The sequence below is a fragment of the Chitinasiproducens palmae genome (assembly GCF_900095735.1).
Taxonomy (GTDB): domain Bacteria; phylum Pseudomonadota; class Gammaproteobacteria; order Burkholderiales; family Burkholderiaceae; genus Chitinasiproducens; species Chitinasiproducens palmae.
In genome coordinates, this window is sequence record NZ_FNLO01000009.1 from 174,420 (window position 1) to 191,523 (window position 17,104).

Sequence of the window (17,104 nt, forward strand, 5' to 3'; positions counted from 1 at the left end):
CCTGCAGTTCGGCATGCCGGTTCGGCGGCTGCTGCAAGAGATTGACAGCCAAGAGTTCACTCACTGGCTCGCCTTCTACAACCTCGAGCCCTGGGGCTCGCTGCTGGACGACCTGCGCGCCGGCACGATCGCCTCGATGGTCGGCAACGTCAACCGGGATGCGAAGCGCCGGCCGCAGCCGTTCGGACCGCTTGAGTTCATGCCATGGGGCGACAGGTCCGGGCAGCGATCAGCGGACGAACCGCTGTTCACGGAAGACCGGCGGCAGCAGTCGGGCGCGATCCTGTACGCGCTTTTCGGAGTGGTTCGAAATGGCAAGAAGCGGGATGACGATCCGCAACCCGGAGGAACTGACCCGGGTGTTGCTCCAGCTGCCGGCGGCGGTAAGCGAATCGGCACTGCGGCAGGCAAGCGCCGCGGGCGCTCGAATCGTCCTTGAGGAAGCGCGCTTGCGCGCACCGGTCGGGACGAAGCGCTACATCCGCAAGGGCAAGCCGCACATCCCGGGGTTGCTCAAGCGGGAAGGCATCTTGATGTTCTACCGCGAGGAGGATTCGCTCACGGGGGTTCGGTCCACCTACGGCATCACCTGGTCGAAGGACGCTTTCTATGGGCGTTTCGTTGAGCACGGTACATCACGCATGCCGGCCCAGCCGCATCTGCGGCCCGCCTATGACGCCCGGCGCACGGCGGCCGCTGAGGCCGTAGCCGCGGTAATTCAAGAAAAAGTGAGAGAGGCAACGCGCTGATGGCCAGCAATCAAACCGTCGTATCAATCACCGCTGACGCCAGCGGCTTCGAGGCGGGCATCACGCGCGCCCAACGCTCGGCGCGCGCGTTCGCCGAAAGCGTCGAGGCTCAATCGCGTCGCGTGCGCGCCGCACAGGACGCGAACGCGGAATCTGTCCAGAACGGGGCGAACGCGAGCGTGCGTTCGGTCAACTCGTTCATCAATTGCTTGTCGCGGCAATCGGAGGCGGCGGGCAAGAGCCGCGCCGAGCTGCTGCGCATGCAGGCTGCTGCGCTGGGCGTATCCAACGCCGCCGAGCCGATGATCGCGAAGATCGAAGCGGCGGCGAAGGCGACGGATAGGGCGGGGGAGGCCGCGCATTCGTTCAGCCTGAAGAGTGCTGGTGCCCGCCGGGAACTGCTCGTGCTCGGCCATGAAGCGGCGACTGGAAGCTGGTCCAATTTCGGCGGGTCGCTACTGGTCCTCGGCGAACGCACGGACGCACTGTCCAAGCTGATGAGTCCGCTCGGCGTTGCGCTCGGCGCGGCGGGTGCCGCTGCATATGCGTTCTTCCACATGGTCCAACAGGGCGCCGAGCAGTTCGAGGCGTTCGAGAAGTCTGTCAAGAGCACGCACGGATATCTGGGCGTGACGGCCGACGACATGGTCGCCATGTCCAACGGCCTGCAGACGACCAAGACGTCGCTCTCGACGGCCCGGGAAACGATGGCTGCGCTCGCCAGTACCGGTGCGTTCACGGGGGACCAACTGCGAGCCGCAACGCAGGCGGCAATCGGCATGTCCGAAGACACCGGCGTGAGCGCCGAGGACGCCGTCAAGTCGCTGTCGAAGATCCGCGACAACGTGATCAGCTGGATGACCGAGTACCAGTCGGCGCACCACGCCTTCACTGCCGCGCAGGTCGAGGAAGTGCAGAAGCTCGTCGACACCGGAGACACGGCCGCAGCTACGGCCGCGGTCATTCGCGGGCTGAATGCCGCACATGATGAGGTGGCCGCGCACGCAGTCGACCGAACCGGCGTGATCGCGAAAGCCTGGCGCCTCTTGGTGGCCGACATTCAGGACACGGTCAACCACATCATGAATATCGGGGTGCCGGAGGGCAACCTCGAGAAGATGGTGCGGCAGACCGCAGAATTGAACGCGGCGAACGCCCGGTTTCAGAACGCCAGCAAGGCGGGCAGTTTGTCGGGCGCCGGCGTCAATCTCGCCGCTTTGAAGGCCGACGTCGACTATCGCAAGCAGCAACTCGACGCCACGCGGCAACTGTTCGATCAGGAGCAAAAGGCGACAAAGGCCCGGGCGGCCTCGACGAAGGCCGGCGACGCGGAACTGCGAGTCAAAGCCTACGTCGGCGACAAACGATATGCGACGCCGGGCGAGCGCCACCAGCTCGACCTCGACGACGAGGCAAAGCGGTTCACCGCGGCGACCAAGGATATCGACCAGCAGTCGGCGAAGTACCAGGAGGCGCTGCGCCGGCACCAGTCCAACGTCAAACAGATCGAGGACACCTACGCCAAGTCGCAGCACAAAAGCGGCGGCGAGAACGGTATCAACGCGGACATCGCCGGCCTGCAAGGGCAGTTGCGGCAGCGGGAGGATGCGCTCAAGTCGTCGCTGGACCATATCAAGTCGCTGCAGGCGCAAGGCGTCATCGACGCCAAAACCGCGCTGCAGCAGGAGCACGACGCCAGGCAGGCGGCCTATCAGGCCGAACTGAAGCTGGTGAGCGCGCAGGAGGAGCTGGCAGGCGGGAAGAAGCAGAAGGCCGCGGCGGAGCGGTACCGCGGCGAGCGCGAGCGCCTGCAGCAGAAGATTCTGGACAACGACCGCAAGTTTGCGGATGACAGCGCAGCGCTGCAGCGCAAGGAAACGGCAGACGTCGACGCGTATCGCGAGGCGCTCGACAAGCTGCTCAACGCCCGGCGTGACGCATCGCAGTCGCAACTGTCGGACATGGGCCTGGGCACGACGGATAGCCAGGCGCTGGCCCGGCTCGAGGCGGTCTCGAAGGAGTATGCCAACCGCTATCTGAAGCTGATCTCCGATCGGACGAAGGACCCCGCGCACGCCTCGACGTACGACGCCCAGCTGCAAGAACTCAACGCCTACCAGCAGCAGCGGGTCGCGCTCGAGTTGAGCGCCAACGCGCAGATCCGCGACGCGCAGAGCGATTACGCGTTGGGCGCCACGAAGGCAGTTGCCGACTACGTCGACGCAGCCTCGAACCGCTACGCGCAAATGTCGTCGGCCGTCACCAGTTGGACGAGCGGCATGGAGGACGCGATCGTGCAGTTCGCGACTACCGGCAAGGTGTCTTTCTCGAGCCTGGCGACGAGCATCATCGCCGACCTGGTGCGCATGCAGGTGAAGGCGTCGGCGGTCTCGTTCCTGAGCAGCGCTGGCAGCGGTATCGCATCGGTGATTGCGTCGCTCTCCGGCGGCATGAGCAGCTCGTCGGCGGCGTCACTGGCGAATGTCATTGGCGGCTCTGACACGCTCGGCACGCAGTTGACCCTGATGGGGGAGGGTAAAGCCGACGGCGGCATCATCCGTGGCGCGGGAACCGGCCGCAGCGACAGCATTCTTGCGCGCCTCTCGAATGGCGAGTTCGTGGTGAATGCGGCTGCGACTGCGCGGAATCGGGGGCTTTTGGAGTCGGTGAACAACGGCGCGTCGGTGAATAGTCTCGCCCGCTTCGCCGACGGCGGCTATGTCGGCGGAGCCGCTGCGGCGGCCGTGACGCCTGGCGGAGGCGCGCCGATCATCAATATCGAGAATCACGACAGCAGCGACGTTTCGATTCAGGCATCGGCGCAGCGCGGCAGCAATGGCCAGTGGCTCATCAACCAGGTTGTGAAGCTGACACGCGCTGAAGTGGCGCGCGGCATTGCGAGCGGCAGCGGACCGGAGCATGCGGCGATCGTCGGTCGGTTTGGCGTGCGTGCGCGAGGAGGGGCCATTGCATGACGACGCTACCGCAGTGGCCTGACCGCCTACCGGCGCCGCGCCAGGACAGCTACGGCTACCAGCCGCAGTCGCCATTCATCCGCACGAGTATGGACGCGGGCACGGCGGCGCAGCGCCGGCGCTTCACACGCGTTCCGACGCAGGTCTCTGTCGTCTGGCGCTTCGATCGCGATCAATTGGAGCTGTTCGAGGGCTTCGTCGCGTACGAGATCGCCGGCGGCGCAGTTTGGTTCGAGACGCGGCTCGCGAACGGCCGAGGCGTGCGGCGCGTGAAAGCGCGCATGTGCGATGACTCGTCACCGTACAAGGTCTCGTATGTCGGCGACTCCGCTGGCTATTTCGATGTATCGGCAACGCTGGAGACGATCGATATGCCAACCGTAACAGCCACCGAGTACGACGCGCTGCGGCTGGTAGGCGCGGAGGGGGAGATGCTGGCCCTCGCGCAGCAGTACTACGACGCCATCAACACCACGTTGCCGACCGGCGACGTCATCACGAACTGATATGCCACGTCCAACAACCTTTGCAGAGGCCGTACCGTCGACTGTCGAGACGTCGGGGAAAGCCTACGACTTCATCAACGGCGCAGCGACGGTCAAGGTTTCAACCGACAACGGCGACGTGCCGACGCTGTCAGGGCTGGTCGCCGAGGTTCGCGGCGAGTACGCAGCGGTCGACGCGGTGAGCGTCACCGCCGAGGCGCGAGCAACCGCGGTTGCAGCGGCGGCGACCGCCGTGGCCGCGCGCGATGCCTCCCTGTCGAATGGCCGACCGTACGCGACGGTGGCAGCGGGGCTGGCTGACGCGGCCATTACCGTCGGCGGTTACTTCGACGTGATCGGTGATGGCGTCGCCACGGCGGCGCTGCGGTACCAGAAGACGTCGAGCACCGCGGCTACGCTGATCGCGGCTACGCCAACCGCGCAGTGGGCGGCGAACCTTGGCGGGCGACTGCTGGAGCCGGGCGACTTCTCGCTGTCGGGCTGGGTGTTCGTCCTGCTCGACAAGAACCGTAAGCCGATCTTCGGATACCACCGGACGGACGGCATCTATCCGCCTACGGCCGGTGCCGACGGCGCGCTCAGCAAACTGAACCTTGCCGGCACGCAGTTGCAGTTTCTCGATCCGGACGCATACGCGCTCGCGGGTTTGGACGGGCAGTTCGTCTGCCTGGATAAGAACCGAAAGCCGATCCCGGATCAGTCGAAAGCCTACGTGCCGCCGGAGGCCGGCGTGCTGGTGTATGAGGCCTCGGACGGCACCAGCAGCCAGATCTACCTCGAAGCGCGGGCGACGGGCAAACGTGAGCAACTGTCGACGGGCGGCGGCAACAACACGAACCCTCGAATCACCGGCGACGGGGCGGTGATTTGGAAGACGGACCGGACGCCGACGCCACGTGCGGGCCTCATGTACGCCACGCTCGCCGCGAAGAAGGAGTACGCGGCGCTCAGCAATAACAAGCTGGCGCTGATCGGTACGAGCCTGATCGCGCAGATCGACCCGTCCTGGTACGGCACGCCCCTGGGCGTGGACGTCTACAACTTCGGCGGATCGGGACAGATTAGCCAGGCCTGCGCCGCACGCGTCGGTGCCCTGGCTCTGGCCGTGACGGTCGACGGCGGTGTGATTCCGGCCGATGCGTCGCAGTCAGTCTCGATCACCTTCGCCTCTGGCGTGTCGCCTGGGATTGAGCACGGCGGACAGGCGACCGGGACAATTCTCGGCGTGGCCGTCAAGATGAACACCGCAAGCACGCCTTTTACCGTGTCGCGCGCGGTGAGCGGGGCGGCGGTGGCCGTGCCGGCCGGCAGCCTGTTGACGATGGACCCGCGCGATTACTACGGCGTGTTGCGCTCCGACGCGGAGCAGTGCGTCGCAATTCTCCAAATCAGCCGGAATAACGTAGGTCCACGGGCGATCAAGGACACGGCGACGATTGTCGAGTGGATCAAAACCAGGGCGAAGCACTTCTTGATCTACGCGGAGCCGAACAGCAACACCGAGACGAAAGGGACGTCAGGCTACGGAAACCTCCTGCAGTTCAACAAGGATCTGCAGGCCCGCTGGCCGGACAACTACGCAACGCTCGGCGGATTCGATCACCGGACCTTCGCGGTCAACGCCTACAACGACCGCACCCTCCTGCCGAACCCGACCAGCCAGGACGCCACCGATTACGCGAACGACCTGGTGTGCACGTCGCTTCGGAAGGACGGCCTGCACTGGTCCGATGCGCTCTACAAATACGTCGCCGTCAACTTCGGCATTCCCATTCTTCGCGCCAAGGGGTGGCTCGCATGAGCATCATCATTCAAGACGTCACGCAGGACATTAACGACTCGAGCGTCGAGCCGATCGCCAAGGACCAATTCATCCGGTACAACGGCGTCAAGTCGCTCTTTGACTTCAAGAGCAATCAAACGTACCCGCAGCAGGCCCCGGTCGCTGCGTCGCCGACGTTCTACAGCCTGGTTGATGGTGGCGCCTCGATGCAGGCAAATACCGCGATGACCACGAGTCAGACGCCTGAAACGAGCACGACGGCGAGCTATTCGTTCAGTCCGACGAGCAAGGGACTGATCTTCGCAGGTCAGTACACGCGCAGCAGCGACAACGCGCTGGTCGCAAACGGCGCTGCGCTGCTGTTGCCGGACGCGTTCAAGAAGTCCGCGGACAATCGCGAGTTCATGATCGGATTCATGTTCAAGAACCGGCCCGTTGCGGTCACCGGCAGTCTCAATGCCGCGATCATCAGCTACGGGAATGGCTCGGGCATGGGTAGCCACCAGTCCCGCTTCTATCTGCCAGTCACGAACGGCGCCCTCGGCAATTTTGAGCTGGGCTTCAATGGTGTGACCGCGAACATGGGCGGGTATTTCCCGAAGGACACGAAGACAGTGCACCAGTGCGTCGGCCACTTCCGAGTGAATGACGACAACGCATCGTTCACAGGCAACCTGTTCATTGACGGCGATTTCGCAAGCAGCTTCACCGGCGCATACAGCGGCTCATTGCTCGTGCCGGGCAGCGGTGCGCTCGCCCGCGCTGGCGGCAGCGGTTTCTACAATGGCGGCGTCTCGCTGGAGCTCTACCGCCTGTGGACGGCCGACCTGGCCGGTGTGTCTCGCTCCGCCGCAGACATCGTTGCGCAGGAATGGGCGCTGTACAAGGATCGGTTCAACTGATCCATGAGCAACGTCTATTCGGAGGCGATCGCCGAGGCTTACGCCTCGGTGCCCGAGACCGCGATTGTCTTCAGCACGCTCGAAATCCTGAATCCAGCGTTCATCGACGATGACGGCAATCCCACGTCGGTGCGCGTGGTGCGCGACTACGCGAACCTGTCGGCGCGCCTCGAGGCAAGCGCGCCGCTGAATCCGGGGCAGGTGGTCGAGTTCATCGCATGCGCTTTTGAAATTACGTTGCCCGGCTTTGAAGACGGCCAGATGCCGCAGTTGCAGATCACCATCGACAACGTAGACCGCGTCATCACGCAGCGGCTGATGCAGGCCATCGGCCAGTCGAGCGAAATCCGCATCATCTACCGGCCGTATCTGGCAAGCGACCCGCTCAACGGCCCGGAAATGGACCCGGTCATCTCGATGGTGCTGACGGAAGTCGAGGTCGACGCAATGCAGATCACCGGCACCGCGTCGCTCGACGACCTGCAAAACCTGAATTTCCCGAGCAAGACGTACACGACTGAGCGATTCCCGGGGCTGCTGCGATGAATGCGAGCGACGCGGCGCAATACATCGGCAAGCGCTGGGAAGCCGGCGCGCGCGGGCCGGACGCGTGGGACTGCTGGGGCCTGTTGCTGCATGTCCAGCGCGAGCACTTCGGGCTGGCGCTGCCTGAGCTTCCCGGGACCGAAATGCAGACGCGCGCGGTTTATCAGGGAAAGCTGGTAACCGGCGAGTGGGAGCTGATCGACCGACCCGAGCATGGCGCGGGCGCGTTGCTGCGCGGCGGCCGCGAGCCGCACGTCGGCGTCTGGCTTGCGATCGAAGGCGGGGGAGTGCTGCACGCGCTGGAAGGATTCGGCGTCATCTGGACGCCGGGGCGTGATCTGCGCCGGCTCGGTTACTCACGCACGCGGTACCACCGGTTCATTGCTTGAGCCGGCTGCAGAATCCTGCGCGAACGTCTGGCTAAGGTGGCCAGGCGGTCCGCAAAAAGCGAAAGCCCCGGACTGTTGACAGCAGCCGGGGCTTTCTTGTTTCCAGCCCTCAGGACAGGACTAGAACATTGGAAAAGTTTACAGCACTTCTCAAGGAGATACGAGAAATGGCGAATTCGATCGCGCCGGGTAGGTTCTGGGCCATCTGGTTCCTCGCCTTGATCGTGGCCATCGGCTACTTGGTCCGCGCATTTGTCTGAAGCCACCGCTGAACCCATGCATAACGCTGCTCTCATTTATTGCCCGGACCCAATGCGGCCGCGCGTTGGCTCGACCGTCACGCCGCTGCGCCGCCGCGTGCGCATCGATACGGCCCTCCGTCAGCAAGGCTTCATCGTTGGCCGAGGGCGGAAGATGCGCCGGACGTCGCGGTTTCTCGTCTACCATCGCGGCGAGCCGATGTTGCAGCGCCGGTGGACACGTTGCGTCGAGCATGGTGATGCATTGGTGGTTGCGGCGCTGCCCGGCAACGGCGGAGGCTCGAATCCGCTCGCGACCGTCCTCACGCTGGCGCTTGTCATGAGCGCACCATATCTTGGCGGAGTGCTTGCCGGGGCAGCCGGAACGCCACTGGCATTCGGTTATGCGGCGGGCATTGGCCTGGTGGGGTCGGCGCTAATCAATGCCGTTCTGCCGCCGAAATCATCGAGCAGTACCGCAGCGTCATCGACGACGGCGAGCCCGACCTACACGATCGCCGCGCAGGGCAACAGCGCGCGCATCGGCGCGGCTATCCCGCGGTTGTATGGCCGGTTCCGCGTCTATCCCGATTACGCGGCGCAGCCCTACACCGAGAATGTCGGGAACGAGCAGTACCTGTATCAGTTGTTCTGCGTGACGCTCGGCGAGATGGAAATCGAGCAGATCCGCATCGGTGACACCGATATCAGTTCGTACGGCAGCGAGTTGCAGTACGAGGTCATCGAGCCGGGCGGCACGGTGACGCTGTTTCCCGACAATGTCGTGACGAGCGCCGACGTCACGGGCCTTGAAGCGGTCGGCAGCAATGAGCGGCCGGACGACGCGGCGGACAGCTGGACCAACGTGCTCGGGCCGTTCACCGCGAACCCTGCGACCACGACCGCAAACGTGATTGGGATCGATGTGACGCTGCCGCAGGGCCTCGCGCACGTGAACGACGACGGCAACCCGGAACCCGCCTCAATGACGTTTCGGGTGCAGGCGCGCGCGATCAACGACTCCGGCGCGCCGGTGGGCGACTGGTACACGCTGGACGAGCGCACGCTCACGATGGCGACCATCCAGCCGCAGATGCTGTCGTTCCGGTATTCGGTGCCAGACAGCCGCGTGGAGGTGTATTTCGCTCGCCTCGACGTGAAGCGAACGGACAGCCGCGAGATCAACACGATGGTTTGGTCGGGCATGCGCGCCTATCTGCCGAGCCAGCGCACCTACGGCAACGTCACGATGATCGCGATGATCATCCGCGCGACGAACAACCTGAACAGCAACAACGCCAAACAGGTGAACGTCATTGGTACGGGGAAGGTGCCTGTGTGGGACGGCTCGGGCTGGTCGGCGCCGCAGGCAACGCGCAGCATTGCGTGGGCGATCGCGGACATGTGCCGCAATGCCGACTACGGCGCCGGCATGGAGGACACCCGCCTGCCGCTGGCCGAGCTGCAACGCCTCGACGGCGTGTGGGCCGCTCGCGGCGAGACATTGGACGGGGTATTCGACACGCAGCAGGTTTTCTGGGAGGCGCTGACCGACGCCGCGCGGGTCGGGCGGGCGCGGCCGATGTATTACGCCGGCGTGGTCGAGGTGGTCCGGGACGAGCCGAAAACGCTGCCGACGGCAATGTTCACGCCGTACAACATGGTCGCTGGCTCGTGGAAGGCGCGGATGGTCTTCCCGGCGCCGCAGGCCCCGGACTGCGTGGACATCACCTACACCGACCCGACAAGCTGGCAGCCGCTGACGGTGCGCTGCGCGCTGGCCGGCAGTCCGCAGGCATACCCGCAGGCCGCGACCATGTTCGGCATCACCAGTCGCGACCAGGCGTACCGGCTCGGCATGTACATGGCGGCCTGCAACCGGGACCAGCGCGTGTTTCCGACCCTCAAAGCGGGCGCGGACGGCTACCTGCCGAAATACGGCGATCTCGTCTCGATCAGTCATGACGTGCCCGGCTGGGGCCAGTCCGGCGAGATCATTCCGGACACGTGGGAGCCGGCGGCGGGCGTGCTGACCACCAGCGAGCCGCTGACGTGGACGGAGGGCGCGAACCACTACATTGGCCTGCGGACGCGCACCGGCGGCAAGGTCGGCCCGTTCCTGGTGGAGCGGGGCGACGATGATCATTCCGTGCGGCTCGTGAACGCCACGCTCGAGCAACGGGAAATGCTGTGGATCTCGGACGGCTACAGCGAGCGACACACGCATTACACGTTCGGCCCGTCGCAGGAAACCGAGTCGCAACCCTGCATCATGCTCAAGGCTTCGCCGGACTCGGACGAGACGGTAGAGCTGTCGCTGGTCAATTACGCGGCGTCGGTCTACGAGGCCGAGAACCAGGCCGCAACGCCACCGCCGCCGCCCTCGTCACAGTTGCTCAATCCGGCGGCCGGGCCCGTGCTGGCGTCGTTGGCCGTGGCCGCAACCACCACGCCGGGCCTCGTGACCATCACCAGCCCGGCGGCGCACGGCGCGACCGCATACGAATACTGGGGCAGTCGCGATGGCGGCGCCACCTGGCAGCTGTTCGGCCAAAGCGCGGTGCCGAGTCTATCCGTTCAGATCTCGACCGGCGCGTGGCGGTTTCGTGGGCGCGCCATCGGCGTGATCGCGGGGCCGTTCGTCTATCAGGACGCCGAGGTCGGGGCGCTGGTGTACACGCCGGGGGCTCCCGGGCTGGCGCTGCAGTCGCCGTTCACGGGCACGTCAGTAGTGGTCAACATCGTCCCGCCGGCGGGCGCGCAGTTTTACACCGTGGTCGTGACTGTCGGCGGTGTCGTTCGCAAGACTTACTCCACGCAGGCGCCGCTGGTTACCTGGTCGATCGACGACGCGCGCAACGCCGGGGCGGTCAGTCCTGAGGTCAGGTTTCAGGTGTCGGCCGTCAATGCGGCCGGCGAGTCAGTGCCCGCGTTCCTGACCGTGAACAACAACGCACCGCCGGCGCCGACGGATACCGCCGCGGAGGACGGCACGAAGCTGGCGATCGACGCATCGACGGCGAGCGACGTCGACCGCTACTACATCCGCCAGACAGGCACGACGAATCCGATCTACGACGCGGCCGCGCCGGGGTCGATCCTTTCGGCGCCCGGCACTTCCTACGACCTCTGGGTTACGGACGTCTGGGGCAACACCTCGCCGGTGGCTGTGGTCACTACGCCCGGCGAAGCGCCCGGGCCGACCGATCCGGGAGGAGGGGCGTAAGCGCATGGCCATATCGGGCCGCCTTCGGGCGGCCCTTTCTTTTTGCGGCGCGGGGGAGCCGGCCTATGGATTGGGTGGAGATTGGAAAGGGTGTCGGCACGGCGATCGGCGGCGCACTCGGCGCACTGGGCACGGCCCGCCTATGGCGCCAGATCGATCGCGTAAAGCAGGCGCAGGCTGACGCCGATTCGCAGTCGATTCGCGCTGACGCGCGCGCCGGTCTCGACGTCATCGCTCGATACCAGGCGCTGGCTGAGCGGTCGGAGGAGCGCGCCTCGCGCGCCGAGTCCCGCGAGCTGCTTGCAGTTCAGCGGGCAGACCGAGCGGAGGAACGCGAGCGGGCCGCGGTTGAGCGAGCCGATGCAGCCGACTCGCGAGCGCGCATTGCGGAAAACAAGGTCCGGGAACTGGAGACGCGAATTGAGAAACTTGAAGCGATCATTGGCGGGCGTCGGCGCAGTGATGCGTGACCTGCGGTGCCTGTATGCGCTGCTCGCCGTTGCGCTCATCTGCGGCGCCGGCAGCCTGGTGGGTCTAGGCGTTTGGCTCGACCAGCTGCAGGTGCAGCGCGATCGCATCGCATGGGACGCAGAGCGTAGCGCGGCGGCGGCCGAGCGGGCCACGCTGTACGGCCGCATCAACGCGGTGCGGTTGTCTGGCATCGAGCAGTGCGAGGCCGAAGCGCGGCAGGTTCGGGACTACTACCGGCAGATTGCGGCCGCCCGCGATGCGCAGTATCAGCAGCTGGCCCAGCTCAACAGCGACATGAATCGGCGGCTCGCTGCGTCCGAGAAACACGACATCGAGCAGGACCGCCGCATCGGGCAGTTACTCGAGCAGAACGGCGAACTGTTGCGGCAGAGTACGCGCCGCGCCGCAGCCGGCGAAGTCATCGCGGAGCAGACCGCCGTTGCGGCTGCAAAAGCATCGGAAGCGGCAGACGCCGCGCAACAGGCGGTCGAGGCCGCAAAGGAGAAGAAGTGACGCATCCTGCATTGCTCTACGTGGCGACATTTGCCGCGACGCTAGCCGCCTTCATAGGCGGCTTTTTTTTCGTCCGGCGAATCCGCCGCGCTCCGCCGCTCTGGCTGGCGAGCGGCTGGAATGTCATTCACAAACGCTGGTCGACCTGGCTGACACTCGGCGGCGCCGCGCTGCTCACTGATCCAGCGGCCATCGCGCACGCGATCGATGCTGCCTGGACGGCGTTGCCGGGCGACCTGCGCGGCGGACTGCCCCCCGGCGCGGTGCAGGCGGTCGGCTGGGCACTGGTTGCGCTCAAGTTCCTCGCGATGGTAGTGCGGCAGCCAGGCCTGAAGGATGAGGCCGCCGCTGCGCAGCCGCTGACCGGCTCGCTGGTGGACGGGGGTAGCCAATGACGCCCGACTTGTTCCGTAGCGCCACCGGCCTTTCAGCGTCGCTTGCCGAGAAGTGGGCGCCGATCTACACGCTGGCGATGGCCGGCTACGGCATCGACACGCCGCTGCGTCAGGCGTCTTTCCTCGCGCAGGCCGGCCACGAGTCGGCCGGCTTCACCGCAGCGCGTGAGTCGTTCAACTATTCCGTCGCGGGCCTGCAGGCGACGTTCGGTAAGCGGCTGTCGTCCATGCAATGCGCTGCGCTCGGGCGTCAGCCCGGCGAATCGTCGGTGCCGCTCGCGCGCCAGATCCAGATCGCCAACATCGTCTATGGCGGACGCATGGGCAACGTCAGCGCAAACGATGGTTGGCGATACCGGGGCGGTGGCCACATTCAGATCACCGGGCGCGACAACTACGCCGACGCTGCGACCGACACCGGCCTCGACCTCTCGGATAACCCGGACCTGATCGCCGATCCAACAGCCTGCGCGGTGACGGCCTGCTGGTACTGGCAATCGAACGGGTGCAACACGATGGCCGACCGATACGAGTTCACGCGCATCAGCAAGCTGATCAACGTGGGCAATCCCGACAGCACTGTGACGCCGAACGGCAACGCCGAACGCTTGGCGCGCTGGAAAGCGGCGCGCGCGGCGCTGGGCGTCTAACCGAGGAACAAAACCATGCTCTCGATTCTGTCGTCACTGTGGCCGGTCGTGGCCGGCGTCGTACTGTCCTGCATCGGCGGCGTCTATGCATTCTTCCACAAGCAGAAGGCCGACACGGCCGCGGCCGCAAAGGAGGCCGCAGAGACCGAGCGCGACGCCGCGAAGGAGCGCGAGCGCGCGGCAGTGGCCGACGCTGCCCTCGCTCAGCAAGCGCTCGACGCTGTGCAGTCCGCACAGACCAGCCGCGCGGCAACCGATGCGGCCGTGGCAGCGCTGAAACCCGGCGAGGCTCAGGCCGCCTTGATCAATGAGGGATATACGAGGGGATGATCATGCGCGCATTCGTCGCAGCGATAGCCCTGGCGCTGGCCGGCTGTCAGTCCGCGCCGACAGCCACGCCGGAACCGGAGGTCGTCTACAAAACGCAGACGGTCGACACGGCGTGCTCGTGGGCGAAGTTGATTATCCTGACGCCGGCAGAGGCGGCGGCATTGCCGGACGGCGTGGCCCAGCAGGTCCTCGCACACGATCGGGAGTGGTCGAAGCACTGCGGCGTCTCTCGGTAAAACATCCGATGACTGATTGAACCGTTACATACTTAACGGTAATATTTCCCAAAATTACAGCGTCGCCCGTCCTGTCGGTGTGGCTTGCAACATAAGGAAGAGAGAGTGCTTTCGCTTTTCGGTTGTGGATTTTGGCGATCAGCAAGGAAGCAGCGGATTGCGATTACGTTCGACCGCACCGCCTTCAGCGCAGGGAAAAAAGATTTCGAAGCGGGGACTATCCATAACCTGTATCCGAAAGGGTCGCATCGTTGGGCTTCTTACCGAGCCGGCATGGACGCCGCACTTACGGAAGAGATGCGCATCTGGTAGTCCCGAGCAGGGTGCGGCATAGCTCGTGCATGTAGCTTGCACCGGTGTTATACGACAGGAGCCGCTATGTGCGGTCGCTTCTCCCGCGCCCGGATGGGCGTCGACTACGTCGAGCCGCTGATGACCGACGGCCGCGACCCGCGCGGCAGTGCTCATCTCGACCTATTCCGGCCGAGCTGGAACATCTCGCCGGGGACGAAGCAGCCGGTGCTCAAGACGGACGGCCTCACCTGGAAGGGTGGGGCTTCCGGCCTTTCTGGGCGGTGGCGCGCAAAGTGCCGATGATGATCAACGCGCGGCTCGACAAGGCACAAACCAGCACTTGGAAAGCGCTCTTCCGATCAGGCCGGTGCATCGTTCCTGCCGACGGCTGGTACGAGTGGGTTGCGGAGCGGGGGCGGAAACAACCGTATTACATTCAGCCAAACGACGCCGCGCCGCTTTTTTTCGCCGGCCTGAGCAGTGTTGCCGACGACCATGCGGCCGAGCCGCCAGCCGGCACGGTGGACGGATTCGTGATCGTCACTGACGCGGCCGCCGGCGGCATGCTCGACGTGCATGATCGCCGTCCCCTTGTCCTGAGCCCGCAAGAGGCGCAGGCGTGGCTGGACCCGGCGACGACGTTCGATGAAGCGACGCACATCGCGAACAATGCACGCACTCGTCCAGAAGACTTCCACTGGTTCCGCGTCACGCCTCAGGTGAACCGGAGCGGCGCCGGGAACGATGACGCGAGTTTCAATCAGCCAATAGGCGACGATGAGTAAGAGGGGCGATAGCGGCAGCGCCGACGCATCGGCTACACTGCACGGCAATATGCGACGCGCCGAGGCGCCAATGAAGTTTCTCTTGTTGCTTGTAGGCCTGTCCTTTAGCGCCCTGGCGCACGCCGACGTCTTCACGCTATATCGGTCCAGCCGCGTGTTAGAGAACGCGCGATTGCATGTGGCCACGTTCGATGCGAAGGACCCAACCGGTGAATACAATCGGAGCAATTGCGAAATTGCAGCCGATCTGTTTCAACACCAAGACGGCGTGAAGACCCGTTTTTGGTGCGAAAAGGGAAGTTTCCACGAGCAGCCCTAGCGTTTAATGGACTTGCTGCGCCGGTGCATGAGTGCGGCCTTCTGCTCGGCCGGCGCATCCTCCCAGAACGCACACCCGTGTTCCGGCTGCGCGCGCACCTGCGGCTGATCGGGCGTCTGCCGGCAGACCGTGTGCGTCCCGCCACCGGCGGTGCCGCCGCGCCAGTGGCGGCAGTCCCAGCAGCTTCCCTTCGAAGACGACATCAGGAAGGAATGGCCCATCCTTACGCCCGGAACGGGTCAAGCGGGACGTATTCGTTTCGACGAACTGACGTCGCACCGAGCGGGTCTTGTCCGGGCTTTGGTCGTGCCTTCGGCGGCTTGCTGTAGTCCGGCTCGTCGTAGGAAGTGTCGCGCGGCGGCATCGCATCGTCGCAATCGGCGTCGACCGGGCCGGGCGGCGGCTCAGCGTTCGACACCTCAATGTCCGCCACGGGCATCTCATCGGCCATGGAGTCACGGTAGGCCGCAATCAGCTGCTCGCGTTCGGCCACGTCATCGACGGCGAGCCGAACGGCAAACGCGTATGGATCGACGCCGTACGTCGCGGCCATCTCGCGCAGCACGTCGATGCCGGCCGCCGTCTCTATCTCAGCGGCCGGCGCGCCCTTGGCGTTTTTCTTCAGCTCGGTCGTTCGGCGGGCGATGCGCGGCGCGGCCGACGCGTAGCGGATTCGCAGCTGCTCGACTGCGCGGGGGATCAGGTCTTTTTCCATGGGCCACCTATAGGGAAAGAGACCGTATACTACTGTATTAATGTACAGTATTGGAGAGCGAAGTCGGCGGACTGCGCGCGTCGATGGAGGAGGAAAGGACGAGGCGGGTATCCAAGCTGAGGGTGCCGGACACAATGCGCCGCCTCGACATTGACTGACCGATCTACCCGGGAGGGAGCTGGGTCATCGATATGCTGCTGGCCGACGGGCTGGCAGAATGGCTAAGCGCGCCGCGCGGGAGCAGGGTAGCCCTCACTGAAGCGGGGCGCAATGTGATGCGGGAAATGGTCGGGCTAGAGAGGGGCGGTCTGCTACGAGGTCGCTGGCCAGCTGAGGCATTTGGTCCGCTCTGAGGACCAAGCCGGCTTTCGCGGGCCGACTCCGCAAGCCAGACATCGGGCAGTTAGACGGCTCCGTGGCGCCGCAAGAGGCGCAGCGCATTTTCGACGGCTTCCGACAAACCTTGATGAGCGCGTCTGACGCTGGGGCCGTATAGCACAAGCGCGGAGAGACGCTCTTGTTCAAGCAATCGCGCTGCATCGCTCGGCGCCAGGCTGTGGTGAACATGCGCCGCGTCGTATCGGAGAAGCAACTCATTGTTCATCCGAAACGTGTCAATCAGTCCTTGTGCCCGCGAGTACGCAATGATCACAGCTTGACGAAGATCATGGTCATCTAGGGTACCAATCGCCGCAGCGTTCGCTGTGTAAATAGGAAAGTACTGCGAACCGGCAATCCAAAGAAGGTCGACCGGGCCAGTATCGGGCAGCCCGCTGATTCGATTTCCGACCGCCAGTTTGTACAGCTCCAGCACCGTCTCGAATTCGCTGGAAATCGATTGCAGTAAAGCCCTTGTCTGTGCAACCTGAGCCCGCTTCGCTCTCTTCTCCTGAGCGGAGAGAGTCCACCATGTTGCCACGCCCGTTGTCACCGATGCCACGGCCGCGCCGACCAAGGTCGAAATCATGGACATATGCCTCCCTCGGCGACGCCCAGAAATGCAAAAAAGCCCGCTCGTTGGCGGGCCATATTCCGAAATTCGAATCCTCGTTCCGAATTCCATATTGCGAAAAATCCGATT

22 protein-coding genes are annotated in these 17,104 nt (G+C 64.8%); 19 read left to right on the forward strand and 3 right to left on the reverse strand.

Annotated elements, in window-relative coordinates; genetic code table 11:
- Positions 1–13 precede the first annotated feature (13 nt).
- From BLU54_RS23815 to BLU54_RS15590, 19 genes are all read left to right on the forward strand, one after another.
- Complete coding sequence (locus BLU54_RS23815) at positions 14–439, forward strand: phage tail assembly protein T (protein ID WP_170845160.1); 426 nt, start codon at positions 14–16, stop codon at positions 437–439.
- On the forward strand, positions 327–749 hold the full coding sequence (locus BLU54_RS15515; RefSeq protein ID WP_170845169.1) for an HK97-gp10 family putative phage morphogenesis protein: 423 nt from the start codon (positions 327–329) through the stop codon (positions 747–749). Before BLU54_RS23815 ends, BLU54_RS15515 begins: the two co-directional genes overlap by 113 nt.
- Positions 749–3,724, forward strand: coding sequence for a phage tail length tape measure family protein (locus BLU54_RS15520; RefSeq protein ID WP_091910367.1), 2,976 nt, complete (start codon positions 749–751; stop codon positions 3,722–3,724). Before BLU54_RS15515 ends, BLU54_RS15520 begins: the two co-directional genes overlap by 1 nt.
- Complete coding sequence (locus tag BLU54_RS15525) at positions 3,721–4,230, forward strand: hypothetical protein (RefSeq protein ID WP_091910369.1); 510 nt, start codon at positions 3,721–3,723, stop codon at positions 4,228–4,230. The genes BLU54_RS15520 and BLU54_RS15525 overlap by 4 nt, the downstream gene beginning before the upstream one ends.
- Before the next feature lie 118 nt (positions 4,231–4,348).
- Positions 4,349–6,031 carry a TolB-like translocation protein gene (locus BLU54_RS15530; protein ID WP_139169713.1) on the forward strand — a complete coding sequence of 561 codons (1,683 nt, stop codon included), beginning with the start codon at positions 4,349–4,351 and terminating at the stop codon, positions 6,029–6,031.
- The gene (locus BLU54_RS15535) at positions 6,028–6,915 is read left to right on the forward strand and encodes a hypothetical protein (protein WP_091910373.1); all 888 of its coding nucleotides are present in this window, start codon (positions 6,028–6,030) and stop codon (positions 6,913–6,915) included. Before BLU54_RS15530 ends, BLU54_RS15535 begins: the two co-directional genes overlap by 4 nt.
- A 3-nt stretch (positions 6,916–6,918) precedes the next feature.
- Positions 6,919–7,461: a DUF1833 family protein gene (locus BLU54_RS15540; RefSeq protein WP_091910376.1), complete on the forward strand. Its 543-nt coding sequence runs from the start codon at positions 6,919–6,921 to the stop codon at positions 7,459–7,461.
- Positions 7,458–7,850, forward strand: coding sequence for an NlpC/P60 family protein (locus BLU54_RS15545; protein ID WP_091910378.1), 393 nt, complete (start codon positions 7,458–7,460; stop codon positions 7,848–7,850). The genes BLU54_RS15540 and BLU54_RS15545 overlap by 4 nt, the downstream gene beginning before the upstream one ends.
- 128 nt (positions 7,851–7,978) lie before the next feature.
- Positions 7,979–8,110 (forward strand): hypothetical protein, encoded by a 132-nt coding sequence (locus tag BLU54_RS24390; RefSeq protein ID WP_268874526.1) that lies wholly within the window; start codon positions 7,979–7,981, stop codon positions 8,108–8,110.
- A 154-nt stretch (positions 8,111–8,264) separates the two neighbouring features.
- Positions 8,265–11,315: a host specificity factor TipJ family phage tail protein gene (locus BLU54_RS15550; protein WP_170845170.1), complete on the forward strand. Its 3,051-nt coding sequence runs from the start codon at positions 8,265–8,267 to the stop codon at positions 11,313–11,315.
- Between the two features lie 429 nt (positions 11,316–11,744).
- A complete protein-coding gene (locus BLU54_RS15560) occupies positions 11,745–12,299 on the forward strand; it encodes a hypothetical protein (protein WP_139169714.1) in 555 nt (184 codons plus the stop codon).
- A gap of 20 nt (positions 12,300–12,319) precedes the next feature.
- Entirely contained in the window at positions 12,320–12,694 is a 375-nt protein-coding gene (locus BLU54_RS15565; protein WP_456236527.1) for a DUF7940 domain-containing protein, read from the forward strand.
- On the forward strand, positions 12,691–13,344 hold the full coding sequence (locus BLU54_RS15570) for a glycoside hydrolase family 19 protein (RefSeq protein ID WP_091910389.1): 654 nt from the start codon (positions 12,691–12,693) through the stop codon (positions 13,342–13,344). The genes BLU54_RS15565 and BLU54_RS15570 overlap by 4 nt, the downstream gene beginning before the upstream one ends.
- Positions 13,345–13,359: 15 nt before the next feature.
- On the forward strand, positions 13,360–13,674 hold the full coding sequence (locus BLU54_RS15575; protein ID WP_091910391.1) for a hypothetical protein: 315 nt from the start codon (positions 13,360–13,362) through the stop codon (positions 13,672–13,674).
- Between the two features lie 2 nt (positions 13,675–13,676).
- Positions 13,677–13,910 carry a hypothetical protein gene (locus tag BLU54_RS15580; protein WP_139169716.1) on the forward strand — a complete coding sequence of 78 codons (234 nt, stop codon included), beginning with the start codon at positions 13,677–13,679 and terminating at the stop codon, positions 13,908–13,910.
- Positions 13,911–14,015: 105 nt separating this feature from the next.
- Entirely contained in the window at positions 14,016–14,222 is a 207-nt protein-coding gene (locus tag BLU54_RS24020) for a hypothetical protein (RefSeq protein ID WP_211435362.1), read from the forward strand.
- Positions 14,223–14,315: 93 nt separating this feature from the next.
- Positions 14,316–14,507 (forward strand): hypothetical protein, encoded by a 192-nt coding sequence (locus BLU54_RS24260; protein ID WP_235837981.1) that lies wholly within the window; start codon positions 14,316–14,318, stop codon positions 14,505–14,507.
- A complete protein-coding gene (locus BLU54_RS15585; RefSeq protein ID WP_235837982.1) occupies positions 14,504–14,989 on the forward strand; it encodes an SOS response-associated peptidase in 486 nt (161 codons plus the stop codon). The genes BLU54_RS24260 and BLU54_RS15585 overlap by 4 nt, the downstream gene beginning before the upstream one ends.
- A complete protein-coding gene (locus tag BLU54_RS15590; protein WP_091910395.1) occupies positions 14,982–15,308 on the forward strand; it encodes a hypothetical protein in 327 nt (108 codons plus the stop codon). Before BLU54_RS15585 ends, BLU54_RS15590 begins: the two co-directional genes overlap by 8 nt.
- Here the strand turns inward: BLU54_RS15590 and BLU54_RS15595 are convergent.
- The 3 genes from BLU54_RS15595 to BLU54_RS15605 all read right to left on the reverse strand — a co-directional run bounded on the left by BLU54_RS15595 (position 15,305) and on the right by BLU54_RS15605 (position 16,990).
- The gene (locus tag BLU54_RS15595; RefSeq protein ID WP_091910398.1) at positions 15,305–15,529 is read right to left on the reverse strand and encodes a hypothetical protein; all 225 of its coding nucleotides are present in this window, start codon (positions 15,527–15,529) and stop codon (positions 15,305–15,307) included. The genes BLU54_RS15590 and BLU54_RS15595 overlap by 4 nt on opposite strands.
- A 2-nt stretch (positions 15,530–15,531) precedes the next feature.
- Positions 15,532–16,023, reverse strand: coding sequence for a hypothetical protein (locus BLU54_RS15600; protein WP_091910400.1), 492 nt, complete (start codon positions 16,021–16,023; stop codon positions 15,532–15,534).
- Positions 16,024–16,426: 403 nt separating this feature from the next.
- A complete protein-coding gene (locus BLU54_RS15605) occupies positions 16,427–16,990 on the reverse strand; it encodes a hypothetical protein (protein ID WP_139169717.1) in 564 nt (187 codons plus the stop codon).
- Positions 16,991–17,104: the final 114 nt, after the last annotated feature.